The sequence below is a fragment of the Microbacterium sp. TS-1 genome, assembly GCF_000509385.1.
Taxonomy (GTDB): domain Bacteria; phylum Actinomycetota; class Actinomycetes; order Actinomycetales; family Microbacteriaceae; genus Microbacterium; species Microbacterium arborescens.
Genome location: NZ_BASQ01000001.1, coordinates 1,484,859 through 1,501,776 on the forward strand (window position 1 = coordinate 1,484,859; position 16,918 = coordinate 1,501,776).

Annotated in this window: 14 protein-coding genes; 2 read left to right on the forward strand and 12 right to left on the reverse strand. The window is 70.9% G+C overall.

The features are described from left to right. Position 1: 1 nt before the first annotated feature. The 3 genes from MTS1_RS06950 to MTS1_RS06960 form a co-directional block, all read right to left on the reverse strand. Positions 2-1,081, reverse strand: coding sequence for an ABC transporter permease (locus MTS1_RS06950; protein WP_023952620.1), 1,080 nt, complete (start codon positions 1,079-1,081; stop codon positions 2-4). Then, a complete protein-coding gene (locus MTS1_RS06955) occupies positions 1,078-2,721 on the reverse strand; it encodes an ABC transporter substrate-binding protein (protein WP_023952622.1) in 1,644 nt (547 codons plus the stop codon). The genes MTS1_RS06950 and MTS1_RS06955 overlap by 4 nt, the downstream gene beginning before the upstream one ends. Positions 2,722-2,880: 159 nt before the next feature. Next, a complete protein-coding gene (locus tag MTS1_RS06960) occupies positions 2,881-4,005 on the reverse strand; it encodes an aminotransferase class III-fold pyridoxal phosphate-dependent enzyme (protein ID WP_023952624.1) in 1,125 nt (374 codons plus the stop codon). Between the two features lie 185 nt (positions 4,006-4,190). Between MTS1_RS06960 and MTS1_RS06965 the strand changes: the two genes are divergently transcribed. Further along, positions 4,191-5,081, forward strand: coding sequence for an aldo/keto reductase (locus MTS1_RS06965; RefSeq protein WP_023952626.1), 891 nt, complete (start codon positions 4,191-4,193; stop codon positions 5,079-5,081). 76 nt (positions 5,082-5,157) lie between these two features. Here MTS1_RS06965 and MTS1_RS06970 read toward each other — a convergent pair whose 3' ends face one another. Continuing rightward, complete coding sequence (locus MTS1_RS06970; protein ID WP_023952628.1) at positions 5,158-5,478, reverse strand: acyl-CoA dehydrogenase; 321 nt, start codon at positions 5,476-5,478, stop codon at positions 5,158-5,160. A 49-nt stretch (positions 5,479-5,527) separates the two neighbouring features. Here MTS1_RS06970 and MTS1_RS06975 point away from each other — a divergent pair, with 49 nt between their 5' ends. After that, positions 5,528-6,085 (forward strand): TetR/AcrR family transcriptional regulator, encoded by a 558-nt coding sequence (locus tag MTS1_RS06975; RefSeq protein ID WP_023952630.1) that lies wholly within the window; start codon positions 5,528-5,530, stop codon positions 6,083-6,085. A 26-nt stretch (positions 6,086-6,111) separates the two neighbouring features. On the opposite strand, the gene MTS1_RS06980 is transcribed toward MTS1_RS06975, so the two are convergent. The 8 genes from MTS1_RS06980 to MTS1_RS07015 form a co-directional block, all read right to left on the reverse strand. After that, the gene (locus MTS1_RS06980; RefSeq protein WP_023952631.1) at positions 6,112-6,393 is read right to left on the reverse strand and encodes a hypothetical protein; all 282 of its coding nucleotides are present in this window, start codon (positions 6,391-6,393) and stop codon (positions 6,112-6,114) included. 36 nt (positions 6,394-6,429) lie between these two features. Further along, positions 6,430-10,125 (reverse strand): bifunctional proline dehydrogenase/L-glutamate gamma-semialdehyde dehydrogenase, encoded by a 3,696-nt coding sequence (locus tag MTS1_RS06985; RefSeq protein ID WP_023952632.1) that lies wholly within the window; start codon positions 10,123-10,125, stop codon positions 6,430-6,432. 53 nt (positions 10,126-10,178) lie between these two features. After that, on the reverse strand, positions 10,179-10,739 hold the full coding sequence (locus MTS1_RS06990) for a thioesterase family protein (RefSeq protein WP_036305161.1): 561 nt from the start codon (positions 10,737-10,739) through the stop codon (positions 10,179-10,181). A 174-nt stretch (positions 10,740-10,913) separates the two neighbouring features. Further along, positions 10,914-12,455, reverse strand: a complete 1,542-nt coding sequence (locus MTS1_RS06995; protein ID WP_023952634.1) for an alpha-N-arabinofuranosidase — start codon at positions 12,453-12,455, stop codon at positions 10,914-10,916. Between the two features lie 66 nt (positions 12,456-12,521). After that, entirely contained in the window at positions 12,522-13,439 is a 918-nt protein-coding gene (locus tag MTS1_RS07000) for a carbohydrate ABC transporter permease (protein ID WP_023952635.1), read from the reverse strand. Then, on the reverse strand, positions 13,436-14,407 hold the full coding sequence (locus MTS1_RS07005) for a carbohydrate ABC transporter permease (RefSeq protein ID WP_023952636.1): 972 nt from the start codon (positions 14,405-14,407) through the stop codon (positions 13,436-13,438). Before MTS1_RS07005 ends, MTS1_RS07000 begins: the two co-directional genes overlap by 4 nt. Beyond that, positions 14,404-15,735, reverse strand: a complete 1,332-nt coding sequence (locus MTS1_RS07010) for an extracellular solute-binding protein (protein WP_023952637.1) — start codon at positions 15,733-15,735, stop codon at positions 14,404-14,406. The genes MTS1_RS07005 and MTS1_RS07010 overlap by 4 nt, the downstream gene beginning before the upstream one ends. 129 nt (positions 15,736-15,864) lie before the next feature. Then, positions 15,865-16,917: a LacI family DNA-binding transcriptional regulator gene (locus MTS1_RS07015; protein ID WP_036305168.1), complete on the reverse strand. Its 1,053-nt coding sequence runs from the start codon at positions 16,915-16,917 to the stop codon at positions 15,865-15,867. Position 16,918 lies beyond the last annotated feature (1 nt).

Below are 16,918 nucleotides of genomic sequence, written 5' to 3' on the forward strand. Positions count from 1 at the left end.
GTCAGCTCTCCTCTCGGACGCGGGGATCGAGCCACACGTAGAGCGAGTCGGCGATGAGGTTGGCCAGCAGGACGGTGAGGGTCACGAGCAGGAACACGCCCTGCATGACCGGATAGTCGCGCTTCTGCAGCGCCGAGAACAGCAGGTATCCGATGCCCGGGTAGCTGAAGACGATCTCGGTCAGCAGCGCCCCGCCGACCACGCCGCCGAGCGCCATCGCGAAGCCGGTGAACTGCGGGAGCATCGCGTTGCGCGCCGCATAACGCCAGCGCACGCGCGCGGGAGAAAGGCCCTTGGCCTGCGCGAGGAGCACGTAGTCCTCGCGCACCGTCGTGACGGTCATGTTGCGCATGCCCAGCATCCACCCGCCGAACGCCGAGAAGATGATCGTCAGGGCGGGCAGCGCCCCGTACTGCATGACGCTCAGCAGGAACGCCGGCTCGAGCGAGATCGGCAAGTTCGGGTCGTACCCGCCCGAGAGCGGGAACCAGCCGACGACGAAGCCGAACAGCCACAGGGCCAGCAGCGCGATCCAGAAGTAGGGCACCGACGAGACGAAGGTGATGAGCGGCGTCATGATCGAGTCGAACCTCGACCCGGCCCGCCATCCGACGGCGACTCCGAGCATCGTGCCGAGGACGAACGAGATGACGGTCGTCGTCCCCACCAGCAGCAGCGTCCACGGCAGGCCGGCGCCGACGAGATCGGCGACCGGCACCGGGAAGTTCGAGATCGACACGCCGAGGTCGAACCTCGCCAGCTGGGCGAGGTAGGCGCCGTACTGCTCCAACAGGTTCTGATCGGGGTTGCCGAAGAGCCCGCGGATCGACACGAGCGCCTCCGGCGCGAGCGCCTGACCGCTCACCCGTTCGAGCTGGTCGATGATCGCCGCCGACGGATCGCCGGGCATGAGGCGCGGGATGACGAAGTTCAGTGTGATCGCCGACCATGCGGCCACCAGGTAGAACCCGAGGCGCTTGAGGAGGAAGGCTCCGCTGCGCCGGCGGGGCTTCCGGCGCGCCGAGACCTCGGCCAGGGCCGTCGTCGTCGTGGGCGTGGGAGCCCCACCGAGCGCGGTCATGACGCGGGCTTCAGCGAGAGCAGCGTGCGGACGGTGTCGGGCCCGAGGCTCGGGAAGGGCACCGCATCGAAGTCGTCGGGCGTCGGCCAGCCGGTCCAATACGTCGCGTTGACGTCGACGAACCAGTACGAGTTGTACAGCGGGCTGAAGGGCACCTCGTCGACGACGATCCGCTGCATCTCCTGCCCCAGCGAGCGCAGCGTGTCTTCGTCGGCCGCGCGGGTCATGTCCGACAGGATGCGGTCGGTCTCGGGGTCGTTCCAGCGCCCGATGTTCGTCGCGGCGGCGGTGCCGAGAGGCTCGACGTACCGGCTGTCGAGGAACCCGTAGACGCCGTAGACCCCCGCACCGCCGGTCGTGGCGATGGTCAGGTCGAAGTCGCCCGTCTTCTGCTGGTCGTAGAGAGTCGCCCCCGGGGCCCCAACCGGGGCGACCGAGATGCCCAGCACCGACTTCCAGCTGTTGATCATGATGTCGGCGTACGCGTTCCACCCGAAGTCCTGGTTGAACGACAGGCGCGGCGAATACCGCTGCCCGTCCTTCTCGAGGGCGCCGTCGACGACCGTGAAACCGGATGCCGCGAGGGCGGCCTGCGCCGCAGCCGCATCCACCTCCTGCACGACGCCGCGATACTCCGGCGCGATCCAGTCGGCGTAGATCTGGTCGACGAGGCCCGTGGGGCCCGCCTCGGTGCCCGGCCGGTTGAGCGTCGCGGTGATGTCCGAGCGCGGGATCGACAGCGCGAGCGCGCGCCGCAGGTCGGCGTTGTCGAAGGGCGGCTGCGCGGTGTTGTACATCATCGAGTACGCGCCGCCGGTGGCGTAGAGCTGGTACAGGTTCGTCTCGGGGTTCTGCGCGACGAACTCCTCCTCCGCGCCCGCCCACGAGGCCGGGGCCCAGTCGACGTCGCCGCGGAGCAGCTGCGCCTTGACCGCCTCCGCGTTGGTCGCGAGCACCTTGAGGTAGGTCATGGGCATCTGCCCGCCCCAGTAGTCGTCGCGCGCCTTGAGCGTCACCTGCTGGGCCGCGAACGCGTCGACCGTGAAGGGACCCGTGCCCACGGGGTCGGGGTTCGTCCAGCTCATGAGGTCCTGGTCGCGCCAGATGTGCTCGGGGACGACCGGCAGCGAGCTCGACGCGAACTGGTTGAGAGCGGCGAACGAGGGCTCGGCGAAGTCGACCTGGACCGTGTCGTCGTCTATCTTGCTCACCGCCTCGTAGGTCACGCCGGCGAGGTTGAGCTCGGGGCGCTCGAGCGGCAGCGAGAGCGAGTAGACGACATCGTCGGCATCCATCGCCTCGCCGTCCGAGAATGTGACGTCGGAGCGCAGCTCGATCGTGAGCGCGGTGCCGGCCTCGTCGAACTGCAGCGACTGCGCGAGCCAGGGTTCGACCACCGCGCCGTTGGCGTAGTCGATGCGCGCGAGCGGCTCGTAGATCAGCTCGGCGTTGGGCGCCTTCTCGGTCGCGGGACCCAGGACGTTGTAGTTGCGGACGTAGGTGGTACCGCCGTCGGACTTGCCGTAGATCAGGGTGTCGGCTCGGGCGACGGTGTTCGTGGCGGCACCCGGTGTGCAGGCGGCCAGGGCGAGCGCCGCGGTCGCGAGGGCGGCGGTGGCGGCGATTCGGGAAGTGCGCATTCCGGTCTCCTGTGACGTGGCGTGCGGTTCCGACGGTCATACGTATGAGCGCCGATCCGTAGAAGAACGACGGTGTGCTTCTACGTATGACCAGCACGGTAGCGGCTCGGCGGCGACCGTGTCAACGACGGATTCTGCGGGCTCGGCGACGAGGCGGGATCAGGCCGCGAGCACGACGCGCAGCTGCTCGATCGCCCAGTCGAGCTCGGTCGCCCGAATGATCAACGGCGGGGCGAGCACGATCGTCGACTCGCCGACCACGTCGACGAGCACACCGCGTGCGACGAGGCGCCGGGCGACCTCGGGGGCGGTGACGACCGCCGGGTCGACGTCGACCCCCGCCCACACCCCCGCGGTGCGGACGGCCACGGCACCCGCTCCGACGAGGGCCTCCACGCGTCCGGCGAGGTGCTCGGCGAGAGCACGGGCCCGGTTCTGCAGCTCGCCCGCCTCGAGCATCTCGACCACGCGGTGGGCGATGGCACTCGCAAGCGAAGACACGGATGCCGGCGCCACGACACCGCCGAGCAGCGCACGGCTCCCGACGACGGCGGCGATGGGGACGATCGCGCCGCCCAGCGCCGGGCCGAGCACGCGGAGATCGGGGGCCATCCCTCCCCCGGCGAGGGCGACGGTGTCGCCGAGCCGGCCCAGGCCGCTGCGGGTCTCGTCGAGGATCAGGGCGATCCCGCGATCGGCGGTCGCCTGCCGCACGGCTTCGAGGTATCCCTCCGGCGCGCCGACGACGCCCGCGCGGGCCTGCACGGGCTCGAGGACGACGGCCGCGACGGTGGCGTCGAGCGCCGCGACGAGCGCGTCCACCTCACCGAAAGGCACGGCGACGGCTCCCGATGCGACGAGCTCGGGGTGCGAGCCGGCCGCGACGACGACGGTCGTCCGCTCCCCCGCACCGAGCACGACGTCGACCGCGACTTGCAGCGCATCGTCGCCGGTGCCGACGGGCAGCACCGCCTCAGCGCCGAGAAGAGCGGCCAGTGCGTCGGCGAAACCGTCGGCACGGTCGTCGGCGACGACGGCGCTCGTCGCGGTCAACCGACCCAGCTGTTCGGTGGCGACGGCGAGCAGGGCGGGATGGCGGTGCCCGAAGGCGAGCGCGGGATCGGCGGTCAGATCGAGGTACCGGCGCCCCTCGACGTCGGTCACCCACGCGCCCTCGGCCGTCGCGGCCATGACCGGCAGCAGCGGCGCGGGTCCCGCGAGGGCGCGCGTCGAGCTGCCGCTTTCATTCGCATCGGGGGCGGCAGGTGGGTCGGCGATCGTCATTCGGGCTCCTGGCGTCGGCGGTCGCGCACGCGGCGGCGGGTCGCCGGGCGGCCGGCATCCATTCTCCCCCGGGCCGTTCGGGCTCCGCTGAGAGACATCGCGGTCCGATTGCGCAAGGTCCTGCCCGTTCGCGGTCGCGCCTGACAGGCTGGAGCCACACCACCGCTCATCGTCGAAGGAGACCCATGCAGCAACGCACCCTCGGACCGTTCACCGTCTCGGCCATCGGCCTGGGCGGGATGCCCGTCTCGATGAACAACGACAAGCAGATCCCCGACCGGAAGGATGCCGTCGCCACGGTCCACGCCGCACTCGACGCGGGCGTCACCCTGCTCGACACCGCCGACATCTACGCCCCGAGCTGGGACACGATGGGGCACAACGAGGAGATCATGGCCGAGGCCCTGGCCACGTGGAGCGGCGACCGCTCGCAGATCGTGGTGGCCACGAAGGGCGGCATCACCCGCAGCGAGGGCGAGAAGTGGGGCCGCGACGGCTCGCTCGACTACCTGCGGAAGGCCGTCGAGGCCTCGCTCCGCGCGCTCCGCGTCGACGTGATCGACCTGTACCAGTACCACCGCCCCGACCGCTGGATGGTCTACGGCGAGGTCATGGAGAATCTCAAGACCCTGCAGCAGGAGGGCAAGATCCGGGCGGTCGGCATCTCGAACGCGAGCGTCGAGGAGATCGAGATCGCCGAGCAGGTGCTCGGCGCCGGCAACCTCACGAGCGTCCAGAACGAGTTCTCGCCGCGGCACCCGGGAAGCTACGACGAGCTGCGCTACTGCGTCGACCGTGGCATCGCGTTCCTGCCCTGGAGCCCCCTGGGCGGCACGGGCGGTGGCGCACGCTCGATCGGTGATCGCTTCGCCGTGTTCGGCGAGGTCGCCCGCGCCCACGACGTGAGCCCGCAGCAGGTCGTGCTGGCCTGGGAGCTGGGACTCGGCGACACCGTCATCCCGATTCCGGGAGCGCGTCGCGCCGAGTCGATCGTCGACAGCGCGAAGGCGGTCGACCTCGAGCTCTCCGGCGACGAGCGCGCACGCCTGTCGCACTCGGTCGGCATCGACGCCTGATCCGGCGCAGACCGATCGCGACGGCCCGCCCCCGACTCCGGCCGGGGCGGGCCGTCGCGCGTCCGGCCCGGCCGCCTCAGGCGGTGAGGGGATGCTCGCCGACGACGACATCCGGGTTCATCGGGATGGGGCCGAGGATGCGGGGCTGCCCATCGACCCGCGCCACCTCGACGCCGTTGCGCGCGAGACCCTCGACACTGCAGTCGATCCGCAGCAGCGGCAGCCGCACGTCGGCGTAGACCGTGGCGACGACGTCGGCCACGTCCGCGGGATCGCAGGCCCGGATGTGGCCGCCCGGCTCCCACGGCATGCCCCGTGTCGCGACCTCGTACTCGCCGAACTTCCGGCTCATGCCCCAGTCGTCGGCGATCGCGATGTGACAGACGATCTCGTCCATGGCGCCTCCTTAATGAAACGCCACCGTATCATTCTGCTAACCTGTCGGCATGCCCTCGACCGCAGACCGCCGCCGCGGACGGCCACCCGTCCACGAGCAGGCCGCACGCGACGCCCGCATCGTCGCGGTGGCCGCGCGGCTGTTCGTCGCGGTCGGCTTCCACGCCGCCTCGCTCGATGCGATCGCGCAGGAGGCGGGCGTGACCAAGCGCACGATCTACGACCGGATCGGCGACAAGCCGGCGCTCCTTCGCGCCGCGGTGACCGATGTGCACGACTACCTCGAGGTCGAAGCGCGCGGCCTCCGGCACGCCTGCACCCTGATCGCGGCGGCGCTGTTCGCCGACCGCGCCGTCGGCCTGCACCGCGCAGCCGTGGCGGTCGCGCTCGACGACCCCGCGATCTCGCGCGCGTTCTACGACGCCGGTCCGCTCGCGGCGCAGCGTTACCTCGCCGCCCACCTGAACGGCGACGAGCGCCGCGCCGAGCATCTCTTCGGGGCACTGCTGGGCGAGCCGCACCGTCGACGCCTCCTCGCCCTCGACCCCGAGCCGGCGCCGAAGGCACTGGATGCCCACGTCACCGCCGTGCTCGACGCCATCGCCTAGAGGTCGCGCGCAGCGCCGGGCTCAGCTCAGCGAGAGGCGGAGGCCGGGGCGGACCCGAGCCGGTCGAGCGCGGCGGCGGCACGCGCGGCGGCCGAACGGCGCAGGATGCCGTGGACGAGCAGCACCGCCCCCGCACCGACACCCACGAGCACCGGCAGGCTGAGAGACGGCGAGAACGCCAGCCCGATGACGGCGATCGCGAGTCCCACCGCCCCGAGCCCGATGAACAAGGCCCCGGTGAGCGACTCGCGTTCGATCGACAGGCGGGCCAGGATCAGCGTGGGCGCGGCGGCTGCGTCATCCGTCATCCCGCCACGCTACCGAGGCGGCTCCGCAGTCGTACGTCAGATGACCGCCTCGGACCAGTCGTCGGGGTTGCCGAAGCGGTGCGCCGTGATCGTGATCGACTGCTCGTGCACGAACGGCAGCACCTCGATGCGGCCGGCCGTCGTGACCTCGTCGGCGTAGACGGCGACATCCGGGTCGCCGCCGGTCGCCCCCGCGATCGCGGTTCGCAGCTCGGCCACCGCGTCTCGCGACCCGACCAGGCGGATGCGGCCGGGGCGCCGATCCGCCGCGGCGATGCGCTGCAGCCATTCACCATCCGTCTCGACCGACACCGAGATGTCGACCTCGCCGAGCGCCCGCCGCACCTCGGCCGGCAGGCCCACCGGCGAGCTGAGCGTCACGCCCGACCCGGCCCGCACACCCGCGACGATCACGCGGAGCACCGCCTGCCAGGTGGCGTCCGAAGACGCGCGCACGGCGACGTCGACCGGGCGGTACCGGAACAGGTTCCGCTCGACGCCGAGGCCGGACACGTCGCGCACCTGCCCGAACTCGCGGTCCCACGCGACGGCATCCGAGAGCGCACCGCGCCGCAGCCACTCGAACGACTCGTAGTCGAGCGTGGGCTGCGCCGACTCGATGATGGTCGTGATGCGCGAGTCGAGACCGCGCAGGTGCAGTGTGCTGGACGCCGACCCGCTCGAGGCGCGCCACGAACCGAGACCGACGAGGTAGTTCGGTCCCCCGGCCTTCGTGCCCGCGCCCACCGACGACCGCTTCCAGCCGCCGAAGGGCTGACGCTGCACGATGGCACCCGTGATACCGCGGTTGACGTACAGGTTGCCGGCCTCGACCCGGTCGAGCCACGTCGCGAGGTCGGCGGCATCCTGGGTGTGCAGGCCCGCGGTCAAGCCGTAGGCGACCGCGTTCTGCAGCTCGATCGCCTCCTCGAGCGTGCGGGCGTGCATGATGCCGAGCACCGGACCGAAGAACTCCTCGAGATGCGTGCGCGACCCCGGGCTCACCCCGACCTTGACGCCCGGCGACCAGAACCGGCCCGCGGTGTCGTCGCCGAGGTCGAGACGACGCGGCTCGACGAGCCAGCGCTCACCGTCCTCGAGCGAGGTGAGCGCCCACTCGAGCTTGCCCTGGGGCGGCTCGATCACGGGTCCGACCTCGCTGCGCGGATCGGTCGGCGGACCCACCCGCAGCGAACGGGTGGCGTCGACGAGCTGGCGCGCGAACCGCTTCGACCGGCCGACCGGTCCGACGAGGATCGCGAGCGACGCGGCGGAGCACTTCTGACCGGCGTGCCCGAACGCGCTCTTGATGAGGTCGGATGCCGCCAGATCGAGGTCTGCCGAGGGCATGACGATGATCGCGTTCTTGCCGCTCGTCTCGGCCAGCAGCGGCAGCTCGGGCCGCCACGACCGGAACAGCGCCGCCGTCTCCCACGAGCCGGTGAGGATGACGCGGTCGACCGACGGGTGGGTGATGAGGCGTCGGCCGAGATCGCCCTCGTCGATGTCGACCAGCGCGAGCAGGTCGCGGGGCACACCGGCGTCCCACAGCGCCTCGGCGACGACCGCCGCGCAGCGCCGGGCCTGCGGCGCTGGCTTGAAGACGACGCCCGAGCCGGCAGCGAGGGCCGCGAGCACGCCGCCGGCGGGGATGGCGAGCGGGAAGTTCCACGGCGGGGTGACCACCGTGACCGAGGCCGGCTGGAAGACGGCACCGCTCACCCGGTCGAGCTCGCGCGCCGTCGCCGCATAGTAGGCGGCGAAATCGACCGCCTCGCTGACCTCGACGTCGGCTTCGGCCAGCACCTTGCCCGTCTCGGACGCGGCGACCTCGATGAGCTCGGCCCGGCGCGACTCGAGCGCACGCGAGGCCGCGAGCAGCACGGCGCTGCGGTCGGCTGCCGCCATCGCGCCCCAGGCGGATGCCGCCGAGCCGACGCGCGCCACGATCTCGTCGAGCGTTCCGGCGTCGTCGACCCGCGCCGCCGCGATCGTCTCGTCACCGGCCGTGCTGCCGGCGATCCGCGAGAGGATGCCGCGCGCCCACTCCCGATTGACCGCGAGCGCGGGGTCGGAGTCGGGGGTGTTGGCGAAACCAGGTGCCCCGAGTGCCGGTGCGCGGCGCGTCTCGCGGGGCGCGTACACCGCCGTCTCGACGAAACGCTCACCGCCGAACAGGATGTCGTCGTGCTGGCCCAGCGCCGTGGTGTCGTCCGAGCGGCCCGCGGCGTCGGCGATCCCGAGCACCGCCTGCGTGAGGCCGTCGTCGCCGCCGGCGGGGTCGCGCGTGATGCGCTGCGGCGCGATGGGCCGGAGCGAGAGCGTGCGGTCCTGCGTACGGTTGGGCGAACTGGGCAGCGCCGGGTCGGCCGCGCGCTCGAGCGAGGCGAGGAATCGGTCGCGCTCGCGCTCGAACAGACTCGCATCGGTCGCGAGGTCGAACGCGGCGGAGAGGAAGTTCTCGCTCGAGGCGTTCTCCTCCAGCCGGCGGACGAGGTAGCTGATCGCGACATCGAACTCGTCGGGCCGCACGACCGGCACGTACAGCAGGACGTGGCCGACATCGGCCGTCACCGCCGCGACCTGGCCCTGGGCCATGCCGAGCAGCATCTCGATCTCGATGTCGTCGCTCACGCCGCGCTCGCCGGCGAGCAGCCAGGCGTAGGCGATGTCGAAGAGGTTGTGGCCGGCGACGCCGAGCCGCACCGCCGCGCTGCGCTCGGGACGCAGGGCCCGGTCGAGGCAGCGGAGGTACATCGCGTCGGCGTCGAGCTTGCTGGCGTGGGTCGCGAGCGGCCAGCCGTGGATCGTCGCGTCCACGCGCTCCATCGCGAGGTTCGCCCCCTTGACCAGGCGCACCTTGATCCGGCTTCCGCCGGCGGCGACGCGGGCCTGCGCCCACGCCGTCAGCTCGTCGAGGGCGTCCGCGGCGTCGGGGAGGTACGCCTGCAGCACGATTCCCGCCTCGAGGCCCCGGAGGCGCTCGTCTTCGAGCAGGCGGGTGAAGACGGCGATCGTGAGGTCGAGGTCGCGGTACTCCTCCATGTCGAGGTTGATGAAGGTGCCGTCCTCGGCGGCGCTGAGGTACAACGGCAGCAGACGTTCGACCACGTCGGCGACGACCTCGTCGAACGCCCACATCGAGATGCGGCTGACGATCGCCGAGACCTTGACCGAGACGTAGTCGACGTCGTCGCGGCGGATCAGCTCGTGGATGCCCGCGAGCCGGCGGCGGGCTTCGTCCTCGCCGAGCACGGCCTCGCCCAGGAGGTTGAGGTTCAGTCGGGCGCCGGACTCGCGGATCCGGGCGATCGCCGGGCCGAGCTTGTGGGGTCGAGCGTCGACGACCAGGTGTCCGACCATCTCGCGCAGCGCCGTGCGGGCGATCGGCACGACCGGGGTCGGCAGCATCGGGGCGACGGCGCCGCCGACGCGCACGGCCCCGCGGAGGTACCACGGCAGGAACTCGGGGACGAGCGGGGCGACGTGGTGCAGCCGGGTCGCTGCGGCGGTCACGCTCTCGGGGCGCATCACCCCGTCGACGAAGCCGATCGTGAACGGCAGCCCGTTCGGGTCGCGCAGGACTCCGGCGAGGCGCTGCGCTGCGGCATCCGCGGGGAAATCGGCCGACGAGTGCACCCATTTCTGGGCCAGGTCCACCGCCTGTTGGGCGAGGTTGTCGTCGGCGGGGAAGCCCGGCGGGGTGGTGCCGGACGAAACGGTGTCGGACATGCCGTCAGCCTATGTCGCGGCAGCTCTCCCGGGGTGGCGCCTCGCCCGGGCGATCACTCCCAGATGCTGGGCGCCTCGGCACGGGTCGACGGAAGCGCGGTAGCGGCAGCCCATTCGGTCATCCACGGCTCGAGCGGGGGCAGGTCGTCGCGTCGGCCGAGAACGTCGAACAGCTCGTCGAGCGGCACGATGCCACCCGTGCGGCGGAGGAACCGCGACCGCACGACCATCTCGGCGTACACCTCGCCGCGGACGACCGCGCGGTGCACCATGTACACCGACTTGTCGTCGTGCCCGTGCAGGCGCGTCTCGATCGTGAAGCGCTGCCAGAGGTTCAGCGACTTCCGGAAGGTGATCGTGCTGCTCGCGACGACGCCGTACCAGCCCTTCTCCTGGAACGTGTCCCAGATGCCGTTGCGCACCAGCAGGTCGAACCGGCCGAGGTCGAACAGCGAGGCGTAGCGCCCGTTGTTCATGTGCCCGAGCAGGTCGATGTCGGTCGGCAGCGTTCGCAGCTTCACCCGGCCGACCGCCATGAGCGGCCGCGGGCCGTTCCTGCGCAGCTGTCGCTTCGCTCGCCAGATCGTCAGCAGGGTCCGGAGCCACACGTTCACGAGGGCCGACGCTATCGGATGCCCCATGCCCCCACCCGCATCCGTTGTGCCCCTTCCACAACCCCGGCCCCCGCCGACCCGCGCGCAAGAACGGAGAATCGCGCGAACATCGGAGGATCTCGCGGGATCGGTCCGAGGTACGCGCGATTCTCCGACGTACGCGCGACGCGCGGGTCAGGCGCGCGCGGTGTCGAGCACGATCACCGCCCACGACAGCGGGGGCAGGGTCGCTCGCAGCGTGCCCTCGTCGAGACCGACGCCGCGCAGAGGCACGAGGCCGACGGAATCCTGGTCGTGCTCCGTGTTGGCCGACCGCCGGTCGCCGCCCTCGGGAACCGTCAGCACCTCGGCCGACACGACGCCCGAGGCCCCGAGCCCGCGCAGCTCGAGCGACACCTCGGTCTCGGAGTCGAGCGAGCGGTTCGCGACGAACAGGGCGACGCGGCCGGTCGCCTCGTCCCACGTGGCGGCCGCGTCGACGACGTCCACATCGCCGAACTTCGTCGTCGGCGTCTGGTCGGAGTCGACCGCGAGCCGGAGCACCCGCCCCTGGGCGAGCTGCGACATGCGGGCGAACGGCCAGAAGATCGACTGCCGCCAGGCCGGTCCGCCCTCCTCGGAACGGATCGGGGCGATCACGTTGACCAGCTGCGCCTGGTTGGCGATGCGCACGCGGTCGCCGTGGCGCAGCAGGCTGTGCAGGAACGTCCCGACCACGACGGCGTCGGTGACGTTGTAGGTGTCCTCGATGAGGCGCGGGTGGGCGCGCCATTCCTTCGACGCCGAGACGATGTGCGGCTGGTCCTCGGTGTCGAGGCCCCGCTGGTACCAGACGTTCCACTCGTCGAACGAGATGTCGACCTGCTTGCGGTGCTTGCCCGCGGCCTTCACCGCGTCGATCGTCGAGACGACGCCGTCGATGAAGGCGTCCATGTCGACGGCCTCGGCGAGGAAGGATGCCGCATCCCCGCCGTCCTCTTGGTAGTAGGCGTGCATCGAGATGTAGTCCACCTCGTCGTACGCGTGCGTGAGGACCGTGTGCTCCCACGAGCCGAAGGTCGGCATCTGCCGGTTCGACGACCCCACCGCGACGAGCTCGATGTCGGGGTCGACCAGACGCATCGCCTTCGCCGTCTCCTGTGCGAGCCGGCCGTACTCGTGCGCGGTCTTGTGACCGATCTGCCACGGGCCGTCGAGCTCGTTGCCCAGGCACCAGAGCCGGATGTCGAACGGAGCAGCTGCGCCGTTGCGGCGACGCAGGTCGGACCAGTACGTGCCGCCGGCGTGGTTGGCGTACTCGACGAGCGCGCGGGCCTCGTCGACACCGCGCGTGCCGAGGTTGACCGCCTCCATGACCTCGACCTCGGCCTCGCGCGCCCAGTCGACGAACTCGTGGAGTCCGAACGCGTTGGTCTCGACGGTGTGCCATGCTCCGTCGAGCCGGTGCGGACGCTCGGCCACGGGACCGACGCCGTCCTCCCAGTTGTAGCCCGAGACGAAGTTGCCGCCGGGATAGCGGATCACGGTGGCGCCCAGCTCCTTCACGAGCGAGAGGACGTCGCGCCGGAAGCCGCGTTCGTCGGCCTGCGGGTGACCCGGCTCGTAGATGCCGGTGTAGACGCAACGGCCCATGTGCTCGACGAACGAGCCGAAGAGGCGGCGCGGCACGTCGGCCACGGTGAAGTCGCGATCGAGGACGATGCGGGCGCGGGGCATGATGCTCCTGTTCTTTCGGGGTGCGGGGTGTGGATGGCGGGGCGGACGACGGCGCGGGAGCGCCGGTCACTGACCGCCGAAACCGGTCGTGGCGACGCCGCGGACGATCTGCTTCTGGAACACCAGGAAGACGATGATCAGCGGCACCGAGGCGAGGACGGCCTGGGCCATGACCTGCGCGTACTGCACGCCGTAAGCGCTGATGACGGTCTGGAGTCCGACCGGCAGGGTCATGAGGGTCGTGTCGTTGATGATGAGGAACGGCCAGAGGAAGTTGTTCCACGCGCCGATGAACACGAAGATCGCGACGGCGCCGAGGATCGGCCGCGACAGCGGCAGCACGATCGACCAGAACACCCGGAAGCGTCCGGCGCCGTCGACCCGCGCGGCATCCTCGAGCTCGATCGGCACCTGGTCGAAGAACTTCTTGAGGATGAACACCATCGCCGGCGCGACGACCTGCGGCAGGATCAGGCCCCACGGGGTGTCGACGAGGTTGAAGGCGAGCATCTCGTAGAAGAGCGGGATGATCAGCACCTGCGGCGGGATGACGATCGAGGCGATCACCGCGCCGTAGAGGAACTTCTTGCCGCGGAACTCCAGCCGCGAGAACGCATAGGCGGCCACGGCCGAGATCGCGACGGTGAGGAGGGTGATCACGGCGGAGGTCCAGAGGCTGTTGCCGGCCCAGACCCAGACGTTGCCCTGCGAGAGGATCGAGGTGAACGCCTCGGTCGTGGGCCCGCTCTCGCCCACCCATCCGCCGGCGCCCGATGCGGCATCCGTCTCAGTCTTGAAGGCGGTCGCGACCGCCCACAGGAACGGCAGCAGCCAGCCGATCGCCATGAGGGCGAGGGCGATGAAGGCGACGACGTTGATCGCGCTGAACCGGCGCTGACCGGGCTTGCGGCTTCGCGGATCGGGGGCGACCCCCGGGGCGACGACGGCGCGCGTGGCCGTGGAGCTGGCGGTGACGGCGCTCATGAGTGCTCCTTCCGGCGACGGGTGGCGAGGGCCTGGATGACGCCGATCAGGACGATCACGGCGAAGAAGACGTACGAGATCGCCGCCGAGTAGCCGAAGCGGTACCCGACGAACCCGGACTCGTAGATGTACTGCACGATCGAGCGGGTCGTCTCGCTCGCGATGCCTCCGAGCATCTGGTACGCCTGGTCGAACAGCTTCAGCGAAGCCAGCACCTGCAGGATGACGATGAGCACGGTGACCTGCCCGAGCTGCGGGATCGTGATCGAGAAGAGCTTGCGCCACTCCCCCGCGCCGTCGATGGATGCGGCTTCGTACTGGGTCTCGGGGATGTTCTGGAGGGCCGCGAGGTAGAGCAGGAAGTTGAAGCCGATCGTCCACCACACCGTCGCGACGACGATCGCGAGCATGTTGGTGTCGGGATTCTGCAGCCAGGCGATCGGCTCGAGCCCGAACGCCTCGAGGATGCCGTTGGCCGCGCCGATCTGCGGGTTGAAGATCCACACCCAGATCTGCGAGATGACCGTGGAGGCGAGCAGGTACGGCATGAAGAACGACAGCCGCCAGAGCCACTGCCCGGGCAGGCCGCGCTGCACGAGCAGCGCCATGACCAGGGCGAGGACGACGAGCGGCACGGTCGACAGAACCGTGAACCAGGCGGTGTTGCCGAGCGAGCGCCACATGACGGGGTCGCCGAGCGCTTCGACGTAGTTCGCGATGCCGATGAACGATCCGCCGGCGCCCGTCAGCGACTGGTCGGTGAAGCTCAGATAGAGCCCGTGCAGCAGCGGCCACACGAGGAAGAGGAGGAAGGCGGCGAGGAAGGGCGCGAGGAAGGTCCAGGCGATGCGCTGCTCTCCGCGGTCGCCGACGTGACGGTGCCGCCGCGTGCGGTCGCCGGTGACGATCGTCCGCGTCGCGGCCGTGTCGGCGAGACCGGCGCGGCCGGATCCGGTGTCGAGGGTCATGCGCGGGCTCCTTCCGGTGCGGCGGGGTTCGGCGTCTGCAGGCGCAGGTCGACACCCGCGCGGAAGCGGGCGATCGCCTGAGCCGGGTCGGCGCCCTGGAGCAGGACGTTCTGCACGGCGGCGCCGAAGTCGGCCTGGAAGCGCGAGCCCGAGCCGGTGAACCACGCCGGCGGGTCGTACCGGACGAGCTCGGCGGCCTCGGCGTAGTGCGCCTGCGGCAGCAGGTCGGCATAGGCGGCCGACTGCGTGACCGGGAGGTAGGCGGGGATGTGTCCTGCCCCTGCCCAGTCGAACGAGCCCTTCAGGATGTCGGCGACGAAACGGTAGACGAGGTCGCGGGTCTCCTCGTCGGGTGCGCTCTGGTGCGGCAGCGTGAACGAGTGCGAGTCGGCGTAGACCGACGGGGTGCCGAACACGGCCGGGATGATCGCGGCGTCGATCGGCAGGTTCTGCTGCTGCATCGAGCGCAGTTCCCAGACGCCGGTGAGGAACAGTCCGCTGCGGCCGGTGGCGAACTCCGCGATCGCGCTCTGGTAGTCGGCGCTGCGCGAGGCGATCTCGTCGTCGAGGAGCTGCTGCATGAAGCTGAGCGCCGCGACCGCGGCATCCTCGTCGATCTGCGCCTTGCCGCCCTCGGGAAGCTCGATCTCGAGCCCGTGCTGCGTGTAGAGCGTGTAGAAGAGGCGCCACATCTGCGCGCCGTCGCCGAGGTAGCCGAACGACAGCCCGTGCGACTCCGAGACCGCGGCCACCGCCCGTCCGAGCTCGAGGAAGTCGTCGGGCGAGGTGATCGGCGGCAGCTTGCCGTCGCTGTCGAGCACACCCGCCTCGGCGCAGATGTCGGTGTTGTACATCAGGATGAACGGGTGCGCGTCGAGCGCGACGCTGTAGAGGTCGTCGCCGATGAAGCCCTTGCGCCAGATCGCGTCGGTGAAGGTGCTCGCGTCGACGCCGAGGTCGGCCAGGCGTGCGGTGTCCCACGTGTCGAGCAGCCCGCCCGGCGCATAGCCGACGACGCGCGAGGCGTGCATGACCGAGACGTCGGGCGCCCGCCCGCCCGCGGCCGCCATCGCGAGCTTCGTGTAGTACGGCTCGCCCCAGGCGAGCACGGTCGGGCGCACGCGGTAGTCGGACTGCGCGGCGTTGACGCCGTCGATGAGCCCGGACATCGTCACGCCGTCGGCACCGGAGAGCAGGTGCCAGAACTGAAGGGTGCGGGCGCCCGTACCGCCGGGGAGACCGGCGCACGAGGCGAGGAAGGCGGTTCCGGCGAGGGCTGCGGCTCCCGTGAGGAACCGCCGTCTGCTGAGTTCTATGGGTGGGGCCATCGGTCACTCCTTTGTGACGGCACGACATCGTGACAACCAGGGACCCTCATACTTTTACATCGATGTAATCAATGCGCAAGGAAAATCCGGATGCTGCCACCGATGGCGTTCCGCGACGCCATCGGTGCGTCACCGTCGCGCGGAGATGCCGCGGGGCGCGCCATCCGTGCTGGCGCGGGCGACGACGCGATGCGCGATCGCGACGGCGCGGACCGGGATGTCGCGCGCCGCGATGCGCTCCTCCAGAAGCGCCATGGTCGCGCGCGCGAACTCGACCCGGTCGAACGACACGGTCGTCAGCTCGGGCGTGGTGTAGCGCGACTGCTCGATGTCGTCGAAGCCGCACACGAGCACGTCGTCCGGCACCCGGATGCCCGCACGCGCCAGCTCGTGCAGCGCACCCACCGCGATCGAGTCGGTGAAGCAGAGGACAGCGTCGACGTCGACCCCGCGCTCCAGCAGCGTCCGGACGCCGATCGCGCCCGCCTCCATGTTCCACGGCAGGGCGTTGATCTCTCGGCGACGATCGTGCGCGAGACCCGCTTCGTCGAGCGCGTCGCGTACCCCGGCGAGGCGCAGGCGGCTCGTCGCCGTCGCGAGGCCGGCCTGCTCATCGCCGCCGATCGCGGCGATGCGTCGCGCGCCGCGGGACACCAGGTGCGCGACGGCGTCGCGCGCCCCGGCGCGACTGTCGACGAGAACCCGGTCGGTGACGTGCTGCTCGACCTCTCCGATCAGCACGACGGGCGGCAGCCGCTCATCACGGTCGACCACGCTGTCCTCGATGCGGATCGGATTCAGGACGACACCGTCGACGAGGTGCTGTCGCGCCCGTGAGACGAGGTCTCGCTCGCGCTCGGGCTCGAGCGCCGTCTCCTCGATCTGCACCGCATAGCCGCGCTGATGCGCCGCATCGACGAGGTGATGCAGCATCTCGGCGGAGTACGCCGTCGCGAGGTCCGGCAGCGCGATGGCGATGACACCGGAGCGGCCGTTCCGCAGCCCGCGGGCGCTGAGGTTGGGCACGAAGTCGAGCTCGCGCATGGCCGACTCCACGCGCTGCTGCGTCTCGGGACGGACGACCGCGGTGCCCGTCAGCACGTTGGAGACCGTCTTCGCCGAGACTCCGGCGAGCGCCGCCACATCCTTCATGGTGGCTCGGCCGGCTCTTCCCTTCGGCATG

Excerpts from the sequence above, each read along its gene's own strand:
- MTS1_RS06950 (WP_023952620.1), bottom strand. The coding sequence starts at position 1,081 with ATGACCGCGCTCGGTGGGGCTCCCACGCCCACGACGACGACGGCCCTG.
- MTS1_RS06955 (WP_023952622.1), bottom strand. The coding sequence starts at position 2,721 with ATGCGCACTTCCCGAATCGCCGCCACCGCCGCCCTCGCGACCGCGGCG.
- MTS1_RS06960 (WP_023952624.1), bottom strand. The coding sequence starts at position 4,005 with ATGACGATCGCCGACCCACCTGCCGCCCCCGATGCGAATGAAAGCGGC.
- MTS1_RS06965 (WP_023952626.1), top strand. The coding sequence starts at position 4,191 with ATGCAGCAACGCACCCTCGGACCGTTCACCGTCTCGGCCATCGGCCTG.
- MTS1_RS06970 (WP_023952628.1), bottom strand. The coding sequence starts at position 5,478 with ATGGACGAGATCGTCTGTCACATCGCGATCGCCGACGACTGGGGCATG.
- MTS1_RS06975 (WP_023952630.1), top strand. The coding sequence starts at position 5,528 with ATGCCCTCGACCGCAGACCGCCGCCGCGGACGGCCACCCGTCCACGAG.
- MTS1_RS06980 (WP_023952631.1), bottom strand. The coding sequence starts at position 6,393 with ATGACGGATGACGCAGCCGCCGCGCCCACGCTGATCCTGGCCCGCCTG.
- MTS1_RS06985 (WP_023952632.1), bottom strand. The coding sequence starts at position 10,125 with ATGTCCGACACCGTTTCGTCCGGCACCACCCCGCCGGGCTTCCCCGCC.
- MTS1_RS06995 (WP_023952634.1), bottom strand. The coding sequence starts at position 12,455 with ATGCCCCGCGCCCGCATCGTCCTCGATCGCGACTTCACCGTGGCCGAC.
- MTS1_RS07000 (WP_023952635.1), bottom strand. The coding sequence starts at position 13,439 with ATGAGCGCCGTCACCGCCAGCTCCACGGCCACGCGCGCCGTCGTCGCC.
- MTS1_RS07005 (WP_023952636.1), bottom strand. The coding sequence starts at position 14,407 with ATGACCCTCGACACCGGATCCGGCCGCGCCGGTCTCGCCGACACGGCC.
- MTS1_RS07010 (WP_023952637.1), bottom strand. The coding sequence starts at position 15,735 with ATGGCCCCACCCATAGAACTCAGCAGACGGCGGTTCCTCACGGGAGCC.
- MTS1_RS07015 (WP_036305168.1), bottom strand. The coding sequence starts at position 16,917 with ATGCCGAAGGGAAGAGCCGGCCGAGCCACCATGAAGGATGTGGCGGCG.